Origin of the sequence: Nocardioides sp. HDW12B, from assembly GCF_011299595.1 — a bacterium.
Lineage (GTDB): Bacteria > Actinomycetota > Actinomycetes > Propionibacteriales > Nocardioidaceae > Marmoricola_A.
Genome location: NZ_CP049867.1, coordinates 683,503 through 697,799, shown reverse-complemented (window position 1 = coordinate 697,799; position 14,297 = coordinate 683,503). Strand labels below are relative to the sequence as shown.

At 73.1% G+C, this 14,297-nt stretch carries 13 protein-coding genes and 1 riboswitch; of the genes, 6 read left to right on the top strand and 7 right to left on the bottom strand.

Translation table 11 applies throughout. From position 1 onward, the window contains the following. Positions 1-27: 27 nt before the first annotated feature. Positions 28-987: an endonuclease/exonuclease/phosphatase family protein gene (locus G7072_RS03275; protein ID WP_166084216.1), complete on the top strand. Its 960-nt coding sequence runs from the start codon at positions 28-30 to the stop codon at positions 985-987. Between the two features lie 83 nt (positions 988-1,070). Here the strand turns inward: G7072_RS03275 and G7072_RS03270 are convergent, their stop codons facing one another. Then, positions 1,071-3,284 carry an NADP-dependent isocitrate dehydrogenase gene (locus tag G7072_RS03270; RefSeq protein WP_166084215.1) on the bottom strand — a complete coding sequence of 738 codons (2,214 nt, stop codon included), beginning with the start codon at positions 3,282-3,284 and terminating at the stop codon, positions 1,071-1,073. A gap of 230 nt (positions 3,285-3,514) precedes the next feature. On the opposite strand from G7072_RS03270, the gene G7072_RS03265 reads away from it, so the two are divergent. The 5 genes from G7072_RS03265 to G7072_RS03245 all read left to right on the top strand — a co-directional run bounded on the left by G7072_RS03265 (position 3,515) and on the right by G7072_RS03245 (position 8,004). Further along, positions 3,515-4,048 (top strand): GNAT family N-acetyltransferase, encoded by a 534-nt coding sequence (locus tag G7072_RS03265; protein ID WP_166084214.1) that lies wholly within the window; start codon positions 3,515-3,517, stop codon positions 4,046-4,048. Continuing rightward, on the top strand, positions 4,045-5,331 hold the full coding sequence (locus tag G7072_RS03260; protein WP_240917125.1) for an MFS transporter: 1,287 nt from the start codon (positions 4,045-4,047) through the stop codon (positions 5,329-5,331). The genes G7072_RS03265 and G7072_RS03260 overlap by 4 nt, the downstream gene beginning before the upstream one ends. 56 nt (positions 5,332-5,387) lie before the next feature. Further along, positions 5,388-5,834, top strand: a complete 447-nt coding sequence (locus tag G7072_RS03255; protein ID WP_166084213.1) for an SRPBCC family protein — start codon at positions 5,388-5,390, stop codon at positions 5,832-5,834. A gap of 7 nt (positions 5,835-5,841) precedes the next feature. Continuing rightward, positions 5,842-6,795, top strand: a complete 954-nt coding sequence (locus G7072_RS03250) for an SDR family NAD(P)-dependent oxidoreductase (RefSeq protein WP_206063260.1) — start codon at positions 5,842-5,844, stop codon at positions 6,793-6,795. Between the two features lie 216 nt (positions 6,796-7,011). Next, positions 7,012-8,004, top strand: coding sequence for a malate dehydrogenase (locus G7072_RS03245; RefSeq protein ID WP_166084211.1), 993 nt, complete (start codon positions 7,012-7,014; stop codon positions 8,002-8,004). Positions 8,005-8,139: 135 nt separating this feature from the next. Here G7072_RS03245 and G7072_RS03240 read toward each other — a convergent pair whose 3' ends face one another. From G7072_RS03240 to G7072_RS03215, 6 genes are all read right to left on the bottom strand, one after another. Beyond that, positions 8,140-8,619 carry a DUF3017 domain-containing protein gene (locus G7072_RS03240; RefSeq protein ID WP_166084210.1) on the bottom strand — a complete coding sequence of 160 codons (480 nt, stop codon included), beginning with the start codon at positions 8,617-8,619 and terminating at the stop codon, positions 8,140-8,142. Then, the gene (locus G7072_RS03235; RefSeq protein ID WP_166084209.1) at positions 8,616-9,467 is read right to left on the bottom strand and encodes a bifunctional methylenetetrahydrofolate dehydrogenase/methenyltetrahydrofolate cyclohydrolase; all 852 of its coding nucleotides are present in this window, start codon (positions 9,465-9,467) and stop codon (positions 8,616-8,618) included. The genes G7072_RS03240 and G7072_RS03235 overlap by 4 nt, the downstream gene beginning before the upstream one ends. A 24-nt stretch (positions 9,468-9,491) precedes the next feature. Next, positions 9,492-10,451, bottom strand: coding sequence for a calcium-binding protein (locus G7072_RS03230; protein ID WP_166084208.1), 960 nt, complete (start codon positions 10,449-10,451; stop codon positions 9,492-9,494). Positions 10,452-10,523: 72 nt separating this feature from the next. Further along, positions 10,524-12,146, bottom strand: coding sequence for a bifunctional phosphoribosylaminoimidazolecarboxamide formyltransferase/IMP cyclohydrolase (gene purH, locus G7072_RS03225; protein ID WP_166084207.1), 1,623 nt, complete (start codon positions 12,144-12,146; stop codon positions 10,524-10,526). A gap of 26 nt (positions 12,147-12,172) precedes the next feature. Continuing rightward, positions 12,173-12,250: riboswitch (ZMP/ZTP riboswitch) on the bottom strand. 1 nt (position 12,251) lies between these two features. Further along, positions 12,252-12,899 carry a phosphoribosylglycinamide formyltransferase gene (gene purN / locus G7072_RS03220; protein ID WP_206063259.1) on the bottom strand — a complete coding sequence of 216 codons (648 nt, stop codon included), beginning with the start codon at positions 12,897-12,899 and terminating at the stop codon, positions 12,252-12,254. Positions 12,900-12,908: 9 nt separating this feature from the next. Further along, a complete protein-coding gene (locus G7072_RS03215) occupies positions 12,909-14,285 on the bottom strand; it encodes a DUF6350 family protein (RefSeq protein ID WP_166084204.1) in 1,377 nt (458 codons plus the stop codon). Between the last annotated feature and the right edge of the window lie 12 nt (positions 14,286-14,297).

Sequence of the window (14,297 nt, the reverse complement as noted above, 5' to 3'; positions counted from 1 at the left end):
GGCCCATCACACGGGAGACGCCTGCGCATGCCTGACACCACCACGACGTCGACGGGCCGCACGCGGCCGACGACCCACCGCCCCGCCCGACGATCGGCCCGGCGACCGCTGCGTCGCCTCGGCACCGCGCTCGCGCTGACGCTCGGACTGAGCAGCGTGCTGGCGCTGGCCGGCCAGGGCGCCCAGGCGGCACCGACCCCGTCGGTCGCCACGGCGGCGGGCACGGCCGAGCGGGCCGCGATGAGCGCACCCTTCCGGGTCGCCACCTTCAACATCCTCGGCGCGAGCCACACCGAGAACCCGGCCCGGGGCTTTGCGACGTACGAGCCGCGGATGCGCAAGACCATCGCCCTCATCGAGGAGCGCGCCTTCGGGATCGTCGGGTTCCAGGAGTACCAGGTCGACCAGCACGAGATGTTCGTGCGCCGCACCGCCGGCCGCTTCGGGGTCTACCCGGGCCTCGAGGAGGGACGCCGTCCGGTGCAGAACTCGATCGCGTGGCGCACCTCCGAGTGGCGCGTCGTCGAGAAGCGCCTCTACGCGATCCCCTACTTCCGCGGCCGGATGGTGCAGCAGCCCTACATCAAGCTGCGCAACTCCGACGGCGTCTCGGTGTGGGTCATCAACACCCACAACCCGGCCGACTCCAAGGGCCCGGCCCAGCAGTACCGCGACCGCGCGATGGCGATCCAGGCCGACCTGGCCAACACGCTCGAGCGCACCGGCGTCCCGGTGATCCTGCTCGGTGACTTCAACGAGCGCGACGAGGCCTTCTGCGACATCACCGGCGCCAGCAACCTCAAGGCCGTCAACGGGGGCGGCTGGCCCAACGGCCGCTGCGACCCGCCCTCGTGGATGCGCATCGACTGGATCTTCGCCTCGAAGTCGATGCGCGTGGACTCCTACACCGACCTCGAGAACGACGTGACCCGCTCCATCACCGACCACCGGGTGATCTACAGCGACCTCGCGGTCCCCGTCAGCTGACCCGCCCGCCCCCGCCTCCGCACCACCCAGCGGCGTACCGGCCCTGCTGGTTTCACTGGGTACCTAGTGAAACCGACACCCCCTCAGAAGGAGTCGAGGGCCTCGTTGAAGGTGGCCGAGGGGCGCATGACCTCGGAGGCCTTGGCGTCGTCGGGGCGGAAGTAGCCGCCGATGTCGGCGGGGTTGCCCTGGACCGCCAGCAGCTCCTCGGTGATCGTGTCCTCGTTCTCGCGCAGCGTGCTCGCGAGCTCGGTGAACAGCGACGCCAGCTCGGTGTCGTCGGTCTGCTTCGCCAGCTCCTCGGCCCAGTAGAGCGCCAGGTAGAAGTGGCTGCCGCGGTTGTCGATCGAGCCGAGCTTGCGGCTGGGCGACTTGTTCTCGTTGAGCAGTGTGCCGGTGGCCGCGTCGAGGGTGTCGGCCAGCACCTGCGCCTTGGCGTTGTCGGTGGTCTTCGCGAGGTGCTCGAAGCTCACCGCCAGCGCGAGGAACTCGCCGAGGCTGTCCCAGCGGAGGTAGTTCTCCTTCACCAGCTGCTGCACGTGCTTCGGCGCCGAGCCGCCGGCGCCGGTCTCGAAGAGGCCGCCGCCGTTGATCAGCGGCACGATCGACAGCATCTTCGCGCTGGTGCCGAGCTCGAGGATCGGGAACAGGTCGGTCAGGTAGTCGCGCAGCACGTTGCCGGTCACCGAGATGGTGTCCTCGCCCTTGCGGATGCGCTCCAGCGAGTACGTCGTGGCGTCGGCCGGGGCCATGATCTCGATCGTCAGCCCGTCGGTGTCCTCCTCGGGGAGGTACTCCTTCACCTTCGCGATCAGCGACGCGTCGTGGGCGCGGGTCTCGTCGAGCCAGAACACGGCGGGGGCGCCGGTCTCCCGCGCACGGCGTACGGCGAGCTTGACCCAGTCACGGATCGGGACGTCCTTGGTCTGGCACATCCGCCAGATGTCCCCCGGGCCGACCTGGTGCTCGAACACGACCGTGTCGCCGTCGAGCACCTTCACCGTGCCGGCGGCCTCGATCTCGAAGGTCTTGTCGTGCGAGCCGTACTCCTCCGCCTTTTGCGCCATCAGCCCGACGTTGGGGACGGTGCCCATCGTGGTGGGGTCGAAGGCGCCGTTCGCGCGGCAGTCGTCGATGACGGCCTGGTAGACGCCGGCGTAGGAGCTGTCGGGGATCACCGCGAGGGTGTCGGCCTCGCCGCCGTCCGGGCCCCACATGTGCCCCGAGGTGCGGATCATGGCCGGCATCGAGGCGTCGATGATGACGTCGCTCGGCACGTGCAGGTTGGTGATGCCGCGGTCGGAGTCGACCATGGCCAGGGCCGGCCCGGCGGTGAGGCCGCGCTCGATGTCGGCCTTGATCTCGTCGCCGTTCTCGACCTGGTCCAGGCTGCTCAGGATGGCGCCGAGGCCGTTGCTCGACGACAGCCCGGCGGCGGCCAGGGCCGCGCCGTGCTTCTCGAAGACCTCGGGCAGGAACGCCTCGACGGCGTGGCCGAAGATCAGCGGGTCGGAGACCTTCATCATCGTGGCCTTGAGGTGCACCGAGAACAGCACGTCCTCGTCCTGGGCCCGCTTCACGGCGTCCTTGAGGAACGAGTCCAGGGCGGCGGCGCTCATGAAGGAGGCGTCGACGACCTCGGACGCCTGCACCGGCACGCCCTCGTGCAGCACCGTCGTGGTGCCGTCCTCGGCGGTGTGCTCGATGCGCAGGGTGGTGTCGGCGTCCATGACGGCCGACAGCTCGTTGGAGCGGAAGTCGTCGCCGTCCATGTGGGCGACGTTGGTCTTCGAGTCGCTGCTCCACTCCCCCATCGAGTGCGGGTGCTTGCGGACGTAGCCCTTGACCGACGCGGGCGCGCGACGGTCGGAGTTGCCCTCGCGCAGCACCGGGTTGACGGCGCTGCCCATGACCGACCCGTAACGGGCCCGGATCTCCTTCTCCTCGTCGGTCTTCGGCTCGCCGGGGAAGTCGGGCAGGTCGTAGCCCTGCTCCTGCAGCTCCTTGACGGCCGCCTTCAGCTGCGGCACCGAGGCGCTGATGTTGGGCAGCTTGATGATGTTCGCCTCGGGCGTCTTCGCGAGCTCGCCCAGCTCGGCCAGCGCGTCGTCGGTGCGCTGGTCCTCGGGGAGGCGGTCGGCGAAGGCGGCGATGATGCGGCCCGCCAGCGAGATGTCCCGGGTCTCGACCTCGACGCCGGCCTTCGCGGCGTACGCCTCGACGATCGGCAGGAACGAGTACGTCGCCAGCAGCGGCGCCTCGTCGGTGTGGGTGTAGATGATCGTCGAGTCCGGCACGACGGCTCCGTTCGCTGGGGGGGTTCTCGGGGGTCCTGCTGAGGTTCGCGGGGCGAAGTCTCTTGACGTCAAGATACCGGGGCGACCCGGCGGCCGCGGCGCCGGCCCCTCGGACCGCCACCGGACCGTGCTCGCCCGCGCGGCCCATCCTGCCCATTCCCGGCCCGGGCGGCCAGGAAACGCCCCATCACCGGGCGGTCGGTGCTCCCGCGGCCGCTACCGTCGCCGGCATGGACGACGACCGCCGAGACCGCCGGGCGATCGCCTCCTCGCTCGCGCTCGACGAGCTGCCCCCCGACGCACCCGCGGCCCAGGCCGCGCTCGACGCCTACGTCCGCGAGCTCGACGACCGGTTCCCCGACCACTTCGTCCCCGGCCCGATGAGCGCCGCGGACGTCGCCGAGCTGACCCGCCCGCGCGGGGCCTTCGTCGTCGCCGTGCACCAGGGCGAGCCCGTGGCCTGCGGCGGCGTACGGCGCCTCGACCCCGGCACCGTCGAGGTCAAGCGCATGTGGGTGCACCGCGACTGGCGCGGAGCCGGCCTCGGGGGCCGTCTGCTGCGCCACCTGGAGGCCACCGCCGTCGACCTCGGTTGCCGCCGGATCGTGCTCGACACCCACCGTGTGCTCGCCGAGGCTGTCGCGCTCTACGGGCGCGCCGGCTACCGCGAGATCGAGCGGTACAACGACAACCCCTACGCCGAGGCGTGGTTCGAGAAACGGGTCGCCGCCGACCCGGGTGCAGGCCCTACCCTCTCCCGGTGACGATCCCGACCCTGATGCGCGCCCCGGTGGAGGCCGTGCTCCCCGCGCGGCTGGGCACGCCGTTCCGCTGGCTGTTCGCCTCCAGCGTCGTCACCAACGTCGGCGACGGGCTGCTGCTGGCCGCCGGGCCGCTGCTCGTCGCCTCCGAGACCCGGGACCCGCTGCTGGTGGCAGCGGCGGTCTTCCTGCAGCAGCTGCCGGTCCTGCTGTTCGGCGTGCTGGCCGGCGCCTGGAGCGACCGCGTCGACCGTCGCCGGCTGGTGCTGGTCGTCGACCTGCTGCGCGCCGCGGTGCTGGTCGCGCTCACCGTCACCATCACCACCGGCGTGGTCGACATCGCGATGGTGCTGGCGACCATGTTCGTGCTCGGCACGGCCGAGACCCTCGCCGACATCGCCGGGTCCGCGCTGCTCGTCGAGACCGTCGAGCGCGCCGACCTCGGGGTGGCCAACGCCCGGTTGCAGGGCGGCTTCATCACCGCCAACCAGCTCATGGGTCCCCCGATCGGGGCGCTGCTGTTCTCCGTCGTCCGCCCGCTGCCCTTCGGCGTCACCGCGATCTGCGCCGCCGCCGGCGCGGTCCTCGTCACCCGGGTCACGCTGCGTCCGCGACCTGCGCCCGACCGCAGCCGCCCCCTGCGCCAGGACGTCGCCGAGGGCGTGGTCTGGCTCTGGCGCCACCCGGCGGTGCGCACCCTGACGATCACCATCGTGCTGTTCAACGTGACCTACGGCGCAGCCTGGTCGGTGCTGGTCCTCTACGGCCAGGAGCAGCTCGGGCTGGGCGAGGCCGGCTACGGCTGGCTGACCTTCTGCATCGCCGCCGGTGGACTGGCCGGCACCGCGTCGTACGGCTGGCTCGAGCGCACCGTCGGCCTCGCCGGGCTGATGCGCGCCGGGCTCGTGGTCGAGACCTTCACCCACCTCGGGCTCGCGCTGACCACCGAGCCCGCGCTCGCCTTCGCGGTCATGTTCGTCTTCGGCTTCCACGCCTTCGTGTGGGGCACGACCTCGCGCACGATCCGGCAGCGCTCGGTGCCGGTCGAGCTGCAGGGCAGGGTCGGCTCGGTCTACCTCATCGGGGTGTACGGCGGCATGCTCGTGGGTGCCCCGATCGGCGGGCTGCTGGCCCGGGAGTGGGGGGTCGCAGCGCCGTTCTGGTTCGGCTTCGCCGGCAGCGCGCTGCTCGTCGCCCTGCTGTGGCGCGCGCTGGCGCACGTCGCCCACGACCCCGAGCCCGCACCGGAGCCCGAACCGGCGCCCGAGAACACGCGCGGCCTGTGACGCGGGCGACCCCGCGGGTCGGTTTCGCAGTTGGTGCCCCCTGGGACGCTGGGGACATGGAGATCACCCGCAGCGTCGAGACCACCGCACCCGTCGAGAAGGTCTTCGCCTACCTCAGCGACTTCACCCACACCGAGGAGTGGGACCCGGGCACCGTCAGCACGCGCCGGGTCGCCGGTGACGGCGGCGAGGGCACGAAGTACCACAACGTCTCGAAGTTCGCCGGCAGCAAGACCGAGCTGACCTACACCGTGCGCACGCACGTGCCCAACGAGCGCTTCGTCCTCGTCGGCCAGAACAAGACCGTGACGGCCACCGACACCATGACCTTCAGCCCGACCGCCACCGGCACGCGCGTCACCTACAACGCCGCCTTCGAGTTCAAGGGCCTGTTCGGCAAGGTCGCCCCCGTGCTGTCCCCGGTGCTCGCCATCGCGTTCAAGAAGCTCGGTGACGAGGCCGAGAAGGGCCTGCAGGACAACCTCGACAAGCTGGGGAAGTGACGCGCTCGTGAACCTGCTCGACACCGTCCTGGACCGCTCGGTCGTCCTCGGCTACTCCAAGATCGGCTACGCCCTGCGTCGTCGTACGTCGTCGTGGCCGCAGGACCCGGCCCCCGGCGCCCTGGCCGGCAAGGACGTCGTGGTCACCGGGGCCTCCTCCGGCCTCGGCATCGCCACGGCCGACGGCCTGGCTCGTCTCGGTGCCCGGGTGCACCTGGTCGTGCGCAACCTCGAGAAGGGCGAGAAGGCACGCGGCGAGCTGCGCCGCGCCGTCCCGTCCGCCACCTTCGAGCTGTGGCAGTGCGACGTCTCCGACCTCGACGACGTACGCCGCTTCGCCGCCGAGATCGGCGCGGCCGTCCCGGCGATCTCCGCAATCGTGCACAACGCCGGCGCGATGCCGCCGGAGCGCACGGAGTCGCGTCAGGGCCACGAGATGACGATGGCGATCCACGTCCTCGGCCCGCTGCTCATGACCGAGCTGCTGCTCGACCAGCTGTCGGCCGGCGACGGCCGGGTCGTGATGGTGACCTCGGGCGGCATGTACACCCAGTCGCTGCCGGTCTCGGACCCCGAGTACACGCAGTCGTCGTACAAGCCGGCGACGGCGTACGCGCGCAGCAAGCGCACCCAGGTCTCGCTGCTGCCGGTCCTGGCCGACCGCTGGCGCTCCCGCGGCGTCTCCGTCTACGCCACCCACCCCGGCTGGGCCGACACCCCGGGCGTCGTCGACTCGCTGCCCGGCTTCCACAAGGTGACCGGGCCGATCCTGCGCGACGTCGCGCAGGGCGCCGACACCACGGTGTGGCTGGCTGCCGTCGACCCGCACCCGCCGGGCGGCGGGCTGTGGCACGACCGCCGGGTGCGGCCCGACCACTACCTGCCGACCACCCGCGAGAGCGACGACGAGCGCCAGTCGATCTGGTCCTGGGCGCGACAGGCGGCCCAGCTCCCCCGCTGACGTCGGTCGCGCAGGTCGCGCAGGTCGCGCAGGTCGCGCAGGTCGCGCAGCGGCCGTCGTCGAGACCCGGCGGCCAGAGGCACAGTCCCCTCTGTGCCGTGTCGAAAGCCTGACCCCGGGGCAGGCTCCCGGCGACGCGGCGTCCCTCCGCTGCTAGCGTCGGGGCCGCGTCACCGACCACCTGCCTGTCACCGTCTGTCTTCTCGAGGAGTTCTCGTGCCCGACCACGCCCCGCTCAAGATCGCCGTCACCGGCGCCGCCGGCCAGATCGGCTACAGCCTGCTGTTCCGGCTCGCGAGCGGCGCCCTGCTCGGGCCCGACCGTCCCGTCGAGCTGCGCCTGCTGGAGATCGAGCCGGCCCTCAAGGCCCTCGAGGGCGTCGTCATGGAGCTCGACGACTGCGCCTTCCCGACGCTGGCCGGCGTCGAGATCGGCCACGAGGCCGAGGCGATCTTCGACGGCGTCAACCTCGCCCTGCTCGTCGGCGCGCGTCCGCGCACCAAGGGCATGGAGCGCGGTGACCTGCTCGAGGCCAACGGCGCGATCTTCACCGCTCAGGGCAAGGCGCTCAACAAGGTGGCTGCTGACGACGTGCGCATCGGTGTCACCGGCAACCCCGCCAACACCAACGCCCTCATCGCGATGACCAACGCTCCCGACATCCCGAAGGAGCGCTTCTCCGCGCTGACCCGTCTGGACCACAACCGCGCGATCAGCCAGCTCGCGGCCAAGACCGGCGCCCCGGTCACCGACATCACCAAGATGACGATCTGGGGCAACCACTCGGCCACGCAGTACCCCGACATCTTCCACGCCGACATCGCCGGCCGGAACGCCGCCGAGGTCGTCGGAGACCAGTCGTGGATCGAGAACGACTTCATCCCGACCGTCGCCAAGCGCGGCGCGGCCATCATCGAGGCCCGCGGCTCCTCCTCGGCTGCCTCCGCCGCCTCGGCCACCATCGACGCCGCCCGCGACTGGCTGACCGGGTCGGCCGAGAACGACTGGGTCTCCATGGCCGTGCACTCCGACGGAAGCTACGGCGTGCCGGAGGGCCTGATCTACTCCTTCCCCGTCATCACGTCGAACGGTGACTGGGAGATCGTCCAGGGCCTCGAGATCGACGACTTCTCGCGCGGCAAGATGGACGCCACCGCCGCCGAGCTGACCGAGGAGCGCAACGCCGTCAAGGACCTCGGCCTCATCTGACTCCGGTCCTGCGGCGTGGTGGCTGCCGGTTTCCCACGGTATGCAGCCGTTCTGACACTCCCCATGGTGTGCACGCCATGGGGAGTGCCAGTTTTCCTGCATACCGTGGGAAACCGCGTCCCCCGGCCGCCCATGTCAGGGGAGGGTGGGGTCCGGGATGATCGCGGCGAGCACGACGAGCGAGCCACCGAGAACCAGCAGCGTGGCGACGTCGATGAGCTTGCGGCGGATGCCGAGCATGCCGGCGTTGTCGTTCGGCAGGACCAGGCGGCCCATGCCCCCCACCAGCACGGCGACGCCGATCGTGGTCAGGCCGCTGCGCCACTCCCCCAGGGCCACCACGACGACGCCCGTGAGGGTCGCCACCAGCACCCCGAGGTAGACCAGTCCGCCGACGGTCCGGGGCTTGCGCGGCGCCAGGCTGTGCTCGGGCTGGGGGTACGGGCGGCTGTCCTCCTCCCCCTCGGGCAGGGGCCCGACCGGGAAGACGTGGTCCGGCTCGTCCGGGCCCCGCGGCGGCGGCGCCTCGAACGGCGGGTCGTGCGGGCCGTCGTGCGGGCCGTCGTGCGGGGGCCGCCCCTCGGGTGCGGGCGCACCCGGGTCGGGGTGGCTCATCGCAGCGACTTCTCCGCCGCCTCCACGATGTTGGCCAGCAGCATCGCCCGCGTCATCGGCCCCACCCCGCCGGGGTTGGGCGAGACCCAGCCGGCCACGTCGTTCACGTCGTCGGCCAGGTCGCCGGCGATCTTGCCGTCGACCCGCGAGACGCCGACGTCGAGCAGCGCCGCGCCCGGCTTGACCATCGCCCCGGTGATGATGCCGGGCACGCCGGCCGCGGCCACCACGATGTCGGCCTGCCGCACGTGCGAGGCCAGGTCGCGGGTGCCGGTGTGGCACAGCGTGACGGTGGCGTTCTCCGAGCGGCGCGTCAGCAGCAGCCCGAGCGGGCGTCCCACGGTGACGCCGCGACCCACCACGCACACGTCGGCTCCGGCGATCGGCACGTCGTGGCGACGCAGCAGCTCGACGATCCCGTGAGGCGTGCACGGCAGCGGCGCGTCCTTGCCCAGCACCAGCCACCCGAGGTTGGTCGGGTGCAGGCCGTCGGCGTCCTTGACCGGGTCGATGAGGCCGAGGACGGCGTTCTCGTCCATGTGCCTCGGCAGCGGCAGCTGCACGATGTAGCCGGTGCAGTCCGGGTTGGCGTTCAGCTCGGCGATCGCGTCCTCGACCGCGCTCTGCGGCGCCTCGGCGGGCAGGTCGACGCGGATCGAGGTGATGCCGACCTCGGCGCAGTCCTTGTGCTTGCCGTTGACGTACCACCGGCTGCCGGGGTCGTCGCCGACCAGCACGGTGGCCAGCCCGGGCACGACGCCCTGCTCGCGCAGCTTGGCGACCCGCTCGGTCAGCTCGCTCTTGATCGCCGCCGCGGTGGCCTTGCCGTCCAGGATCTGTGCCGTCACGTGCTGCATCCTCTCACCTGGTGCTCACCGGCTGGTCCGCCCCAGCACGGTGAGCAGCGCAGTGAGCCGCGCGTCCGCGCCCTGCTGGACCGTCCCGTACGCCGCTCGCGTCGCCCCCGCCTGCCGGGCCGCGGCCGCCGCCTGCTCCCGCGGTCGCTCGCAGTCGACGCGCACGGTCGTCGCGCCGCGGTCGGTGCACCGGTCGGTGCCCTCGCCGCCGTCGAGGGAGTCGCGCCCGGCGCCCCCCTCGAGCACGTCGTCGCCGGCGAGGCCGGACACGACGTCGCGACCCGGTCCGCCGTCGAGGTAGTTGGCGTCGTCGTTGCCGGTCAGCGTGTCCGCCCCGGAGCTGCCGATGCCCTGCTCGAACTGGCTGATGCCCACCTCCACCTCGACGTCCGGCGCGGTGTACGACGCCCTGCGGTCGAGGGTGATGACGCCCACCCCGGGCGACGTCCCGGGCTCGCTCTCGAGGTCCTGGGGCAGGGCGATCGCGTCCGTGCCGCCCTGACCCTGCGCCTCACCGCGACCGGTCTCGGCGAGGAACAGGTCGGGGCCGGCGCCGAGCTCGGTGACGGCGGGGTTCTCGCCGCCGATCATCAGGACGAGGTCGCCTCCGGGTCCGGTCTGCGTCGAGTCGCCGGCGAGCACGATCGCCAGGTCCGCGCCGCGCCCCGTCTCGACCCGGTCGGCACCCCGGCCACCGAGGACGAAGTCCCCACCGTCACCGGCGTCGATGATGTCGACCCCCGGGCCGCCGCAGACCATGTCGTCGCCGTCGAGGCCGATGATGCGGTCGTCGCCGGCCAGGGCGGCGAACACGTCGTCCCTCGGGGTGCCCCGCAGGACATCGGCCCCGGACGTGCCGACGATCGTGGCGCGCTCCCCCATGCACCGCGGCGCGGCGACGGCTGCCGGCGGCGCGATCGTGGCGGCGGCCCCCAGGGCCAGGACGGTGGTGACGACGGCGGACGTACGGCGCATGAGGGACCCCCCGGTGTGGACGACGTGTGTGGGACCGACCCTAGGGCTCGTCGGCCCCGGTGCCGGGGAACCTCAGTGGAAGAAGTGCCGGGTGCCGGAGAAGTACATCGTCACGCCGGCGGCGCGGGCGGCCTCGACGACCTCCTCGTCGCGCACCGACCCGCCCGGCTGGACGACGGCGCGCACGCCGGCGTCGAGCAGGATCTGCAGACCGTCGGCGAAGGGGAAGAACGCGTCGCTGGCCGCCACCGCGCCCGCGGCCCGCTCACCGGCCCGGGTGACGGCGAGGCGGCAGGAGTCCACGCGGTTGACCTGGCCCATGCCGACGCCGACCGAGGCACCGCCGGAGGCGAGCAGGATCGCGTTGGACTTCACCGCCCGGCAGGCCTTCCACGCGAAGGCCAGGTCGGCCAGCACGTCGTCGGAGGCGGGCTCGCCGGCCGCCAACGTCCAGGAGGCCGGGTCGTCCCCACCGCCCTCGACGGTGGCGTCGACGAGGTCGCGCGCCTGCAGCAGCAGCCCCCCGCTGACCGGGCGCATCTCCGCGCCGCGACGCTCCGCGTCGGCCGGTACGACGAGCAGCCGCACGTTCTTCTTGCGGGCCAGGACCTCCACGGCCCCGTCCTCGTAGCCCGGCGCCACCACGACCTCGGTGAACACCTCGGCCACCTGCTCGGCCATGGCCACGCTGACCGGCACGTTGGCCGCGATCACGCCGCCGAAGGCGCTGACCGGGTCGCAGGCGTGCGCCTTGGCGTGAGCCTCGGCCACGTCGCTCCCGACCGCGATGCCGCAGGGGTTGGCGTGCTTGATGATCGCCACCGCGGGGCCGTCGAAGTCGGCCGCCGCCCGTCGGGCCGCGTCGGCGTCGACGTAGTTGTTGTAGGACATCTCCTTGCCGTGCAGCTGCTCGGCCCCGGCGAGCCCGCCCCCGGGCCAGCCGGCGTAGAGCGCGGCCGGCTGGTGCGGGTTCTCGCCGTAGCGCAGGACGGCCTTCTTCTCCCAGGTCGCCCCGACCCAGGCCGGGAAGCCGGTGCCGTCGGAGGTGTCGGTCAGCACGTTGCCCATCCAGGAGGCCACGGCCACGTCGTAGGAGGCGGTGTGGGCGAAGGCCTCGGCCGCGAGGCGGCGACGCTGCTCGAGCGTGGTGCCGCCGGACTCCACGGAGGCGACGAGGTCGGCGTACTGCTCCGGCGAGGTGATGATCGCGACCGACGGGTGGTTCTTCGCCGCCGCCCGCACCATCGACGGCCCGCCGATGTCGATCTGCTCCACGCACTCGTCCGGCGCCGCGCCCGAGGCGACGGTGTCGGTGAAGGGGTAGAGGTTGGAGACCACGAGGTCGAACGCCTCGATGCCGAGGTCGGCCAGCTGGGCCACGTGGGACTCGAGGCGGCGGTCGGCCAGGATGCCGGCGTGCACGCGGGGGTGCAGCGTCTTGACCCGCCCGTCGAGGCACTCGGGGAAGCCGGTCAGCTCCTCGACCTGCGTCACCGGCACGCCGGCGTCGGAGATGCGCGCCGCCGTCGACCCGGTCGACACCAGCGCGACGCCCGCGGCATGCAGCGCGACCGCGAGCTCCTCCAGGCCGGTCTTGTCGTAGACCGAGACCAGCGCGCGGCGCACGGGGGCGCGCTCAGCGGTGGACGGGCCGGCGGCGGACGGGGCGGCGGAGGGGGCGGCGGGGGTGGTCATGGAGCTCCTCATCGGTCGCGTGATCGATGAGGCACCCAGGCGTTCGATGCTCTCGACGTTCACTCCCCGGTGGTGACCCACCTGCGCCAGTCGTGTGGGTCCAGCCTAGGCGACCGGACGCCCGATCCGCACCTTGCGCCCGACCACCGCGAAGCCCTCGCGGGCCATCCGCCCCACGGTGTCGACCAGCATCGCCCGCTCGGCGGTCTTGATCCGCTCGTGCAGCGTCTCGACGTCGTCGTCGTCCTCCACCGGCACCGCGGTCTGCGCCACGATCGCCCCGGTGTCGACCCCCGGGTCGACCACGAAGAGCGTCGCGCCGGTCACCTTCACGCCGTACTCCAGCGCGTCGGCCGGGCCCCGCATCCCGGGGAACGACGGCGACAGCGCCGGGTGGGTGTTGACGCAGCGCCCGCCGAACTCCTCGAGGAACGCTGGACCCACCAGCTTCATGAACCCGGCGAGCACCACCAGCTCCGGCTCGTACGCCGCACAGCTCGCCGCGAGCGCCTCGTCCCACGACCCGCGGTCGGGGAAGTCCGCGACGCGGTGCACGAACGTCGGCACGCCGGCGCGCTCTGCCCGGGCCAGCCCCTCGATGCCGGGTCGGTCCGCACCGACCGCGACCACCTGCACGCCGTACGCGGGGTCGGCGGCGGCGTCGAGCAGCGCCTGGAGGTTGGTGCCCGAGCCGGAGACCAGGACGACCAGGCGGGTGGGCCCGCGCGGGGGTGAGGAGGGGGTGGCGGGCACCGGCACAGACTAGTCCCGGGAGCTGTCCGGGGCCTCGACGACGACGGTGTCCTCGGCGCCGGTCCGCTCGACCGCGGGGGCCGACCGCTGGGGCGTCAGCCGGGGCGCGAGGTGGGGGTAGAGCGTGATCGGGCGCTCGCTGCGGACCCGGGGCACCTCGACCGCGACCGGCAGGTCCCGGCGACGGGCCCACCAGGTGGCGCCGAGGCCGCCGAGCAGGCCGCCGAGGCCGAGCCCGGCGAGGTTCCACAGCAGCAGGTCGAACAACGGCGCCCCGAGCTCCGTCATCCGACCCGGGCCGACCGCGCCCCCGGCCCACGCGGTCGCGACCGTCAGCAGCACCGCTGCGAGGGCGCCACCGCCGAGACCGCGCAGCGCGCCGGAGCGCCACGACCGCGTCGGGACCGCGCGCGCGGCCCAGACGGCGCCGACGACGCCGAGGACCGGCGGCAGGGCCAGCAGGCCGACCAGCCAGCCCGGCTGCGCGCCGTCGCCGGGGATCGCCGCCAGCAGCGGGACGCTCGGGAGCGGCCCGACGGAGACCTGCGCGGTGGAGACAACGGTGCCGGTGCCGACGGCGAAGCCGGGGCCGGCGAGGTAGGCGCTGCCGAGCAGCGCGGCGTTGGGGGCCAGGGCGGCGGCGAGCAGCAGCGAGAAGACCACGCCGGCGGCGTCGAGGTCGAGCCCGTCGGCGACCTCCGCGGCCGCGCCGCCGTGCCAGGCGAGGGAGCCGGCGACCAGCACGGAGCCGGCGGCCACGACGAGGACGGAGGTGGCGAGAGCCCCGAGCAGGACCGAGCGTCGCGCCACCGGCACGAGGGAGCGCAGGTGGCCGGCGTTGCCGGTGCCGAGGACGAGCCCCAGGGCGCCCGCGGGGCCGCCGAGCAGCACGCAGCCGACCAGGGTCGAGAGCAGGCCGGGAGTCACGGCGCCGCTGCGTCCCACCAGCGCCAGGAGGAGGCCGGTCACGACGTACGCGCCGGTCAGGACGAGGGCTGCGCTGCGCACGTCGCGCAACGATCCGCCCGGCGACAGCGACGCCGCCCACCGGGTCACCCGCACCGTCACCGCGACGCAGACCAGGGTCAGCCCGAGCGGCGAGGCTGTCACCACGACCGCCCCGGCGCCACCGAGGGCCAGGTGCGACCCGTGGGCCAGCAGCCAGCCGTCGGCGGCCAGCCGGAGCACCGACAGCGTGGTTCCGTGGCTGCCGCCGTCGGCGGCGAACCAGGCACCGAGGCCGAGGATCCAGAGCACGAGGACGACCACGAGGGGCGACAGGACGCCGGCCAGGGCCGCCAGGACCGGGAGCCGACGCGAGGGCCTGTCCGGCTCGGGCACCGTGGCGGACAGGCGAGCAGCGTGGGCGGCAAGGACGTCGGTCATCGCGCTCCAGTC

Coding starts and splice junctions, on each gene's coding strand:
- G7072_RS03275 (WP_166084216.1), top strand. CDS start 28: ATGCCTGACACCACCACGACGTCGACGGGCCGCACGCGGCCGACGACC.
- G7072_RS03265 (WP_166084214.1), top strand. CDS start 3,515: ATGGACGACGACCGCCGAGACCGCCGGGCGATCGCCTCCTCGCTCGCG.
- G7072_RS03255 (WP_166084213.1), top strand. CDS start 5,388: ATGGAGATCACCCGCAGCGTCGAGACCACCGCACCCGTCGAGAAGGTC.
- G7072_RS03240 (WP_166084210.1), bottom strand. CDS start 8,619: ATGAGCCACCCCGACCCGGGTGCGCCCGCACCCGAGGGGCGGCCCCCG.
- G7072_RS03230 (WP_166084208.1), bottom strand. CDS start 10,451: ATGCGCCGTACGTCCGCCGTCGTCACCACCGTCCTGGCCCTGGGGGCC.
- purH (WP_166084207.1), bottom strand. CDS start 12,146: ATGACCACCCCCGCCGCCCCCTCCGCCGCCCCGTCCGCCGCCGGCCCG.
- G7072_RS03215 (WP_166084204.1), bottom strand. CDS start 14,285: ATGACCGACGTCCTTGCCGCCCACGCTGCTCGCCTGTCCGCCACGGTG.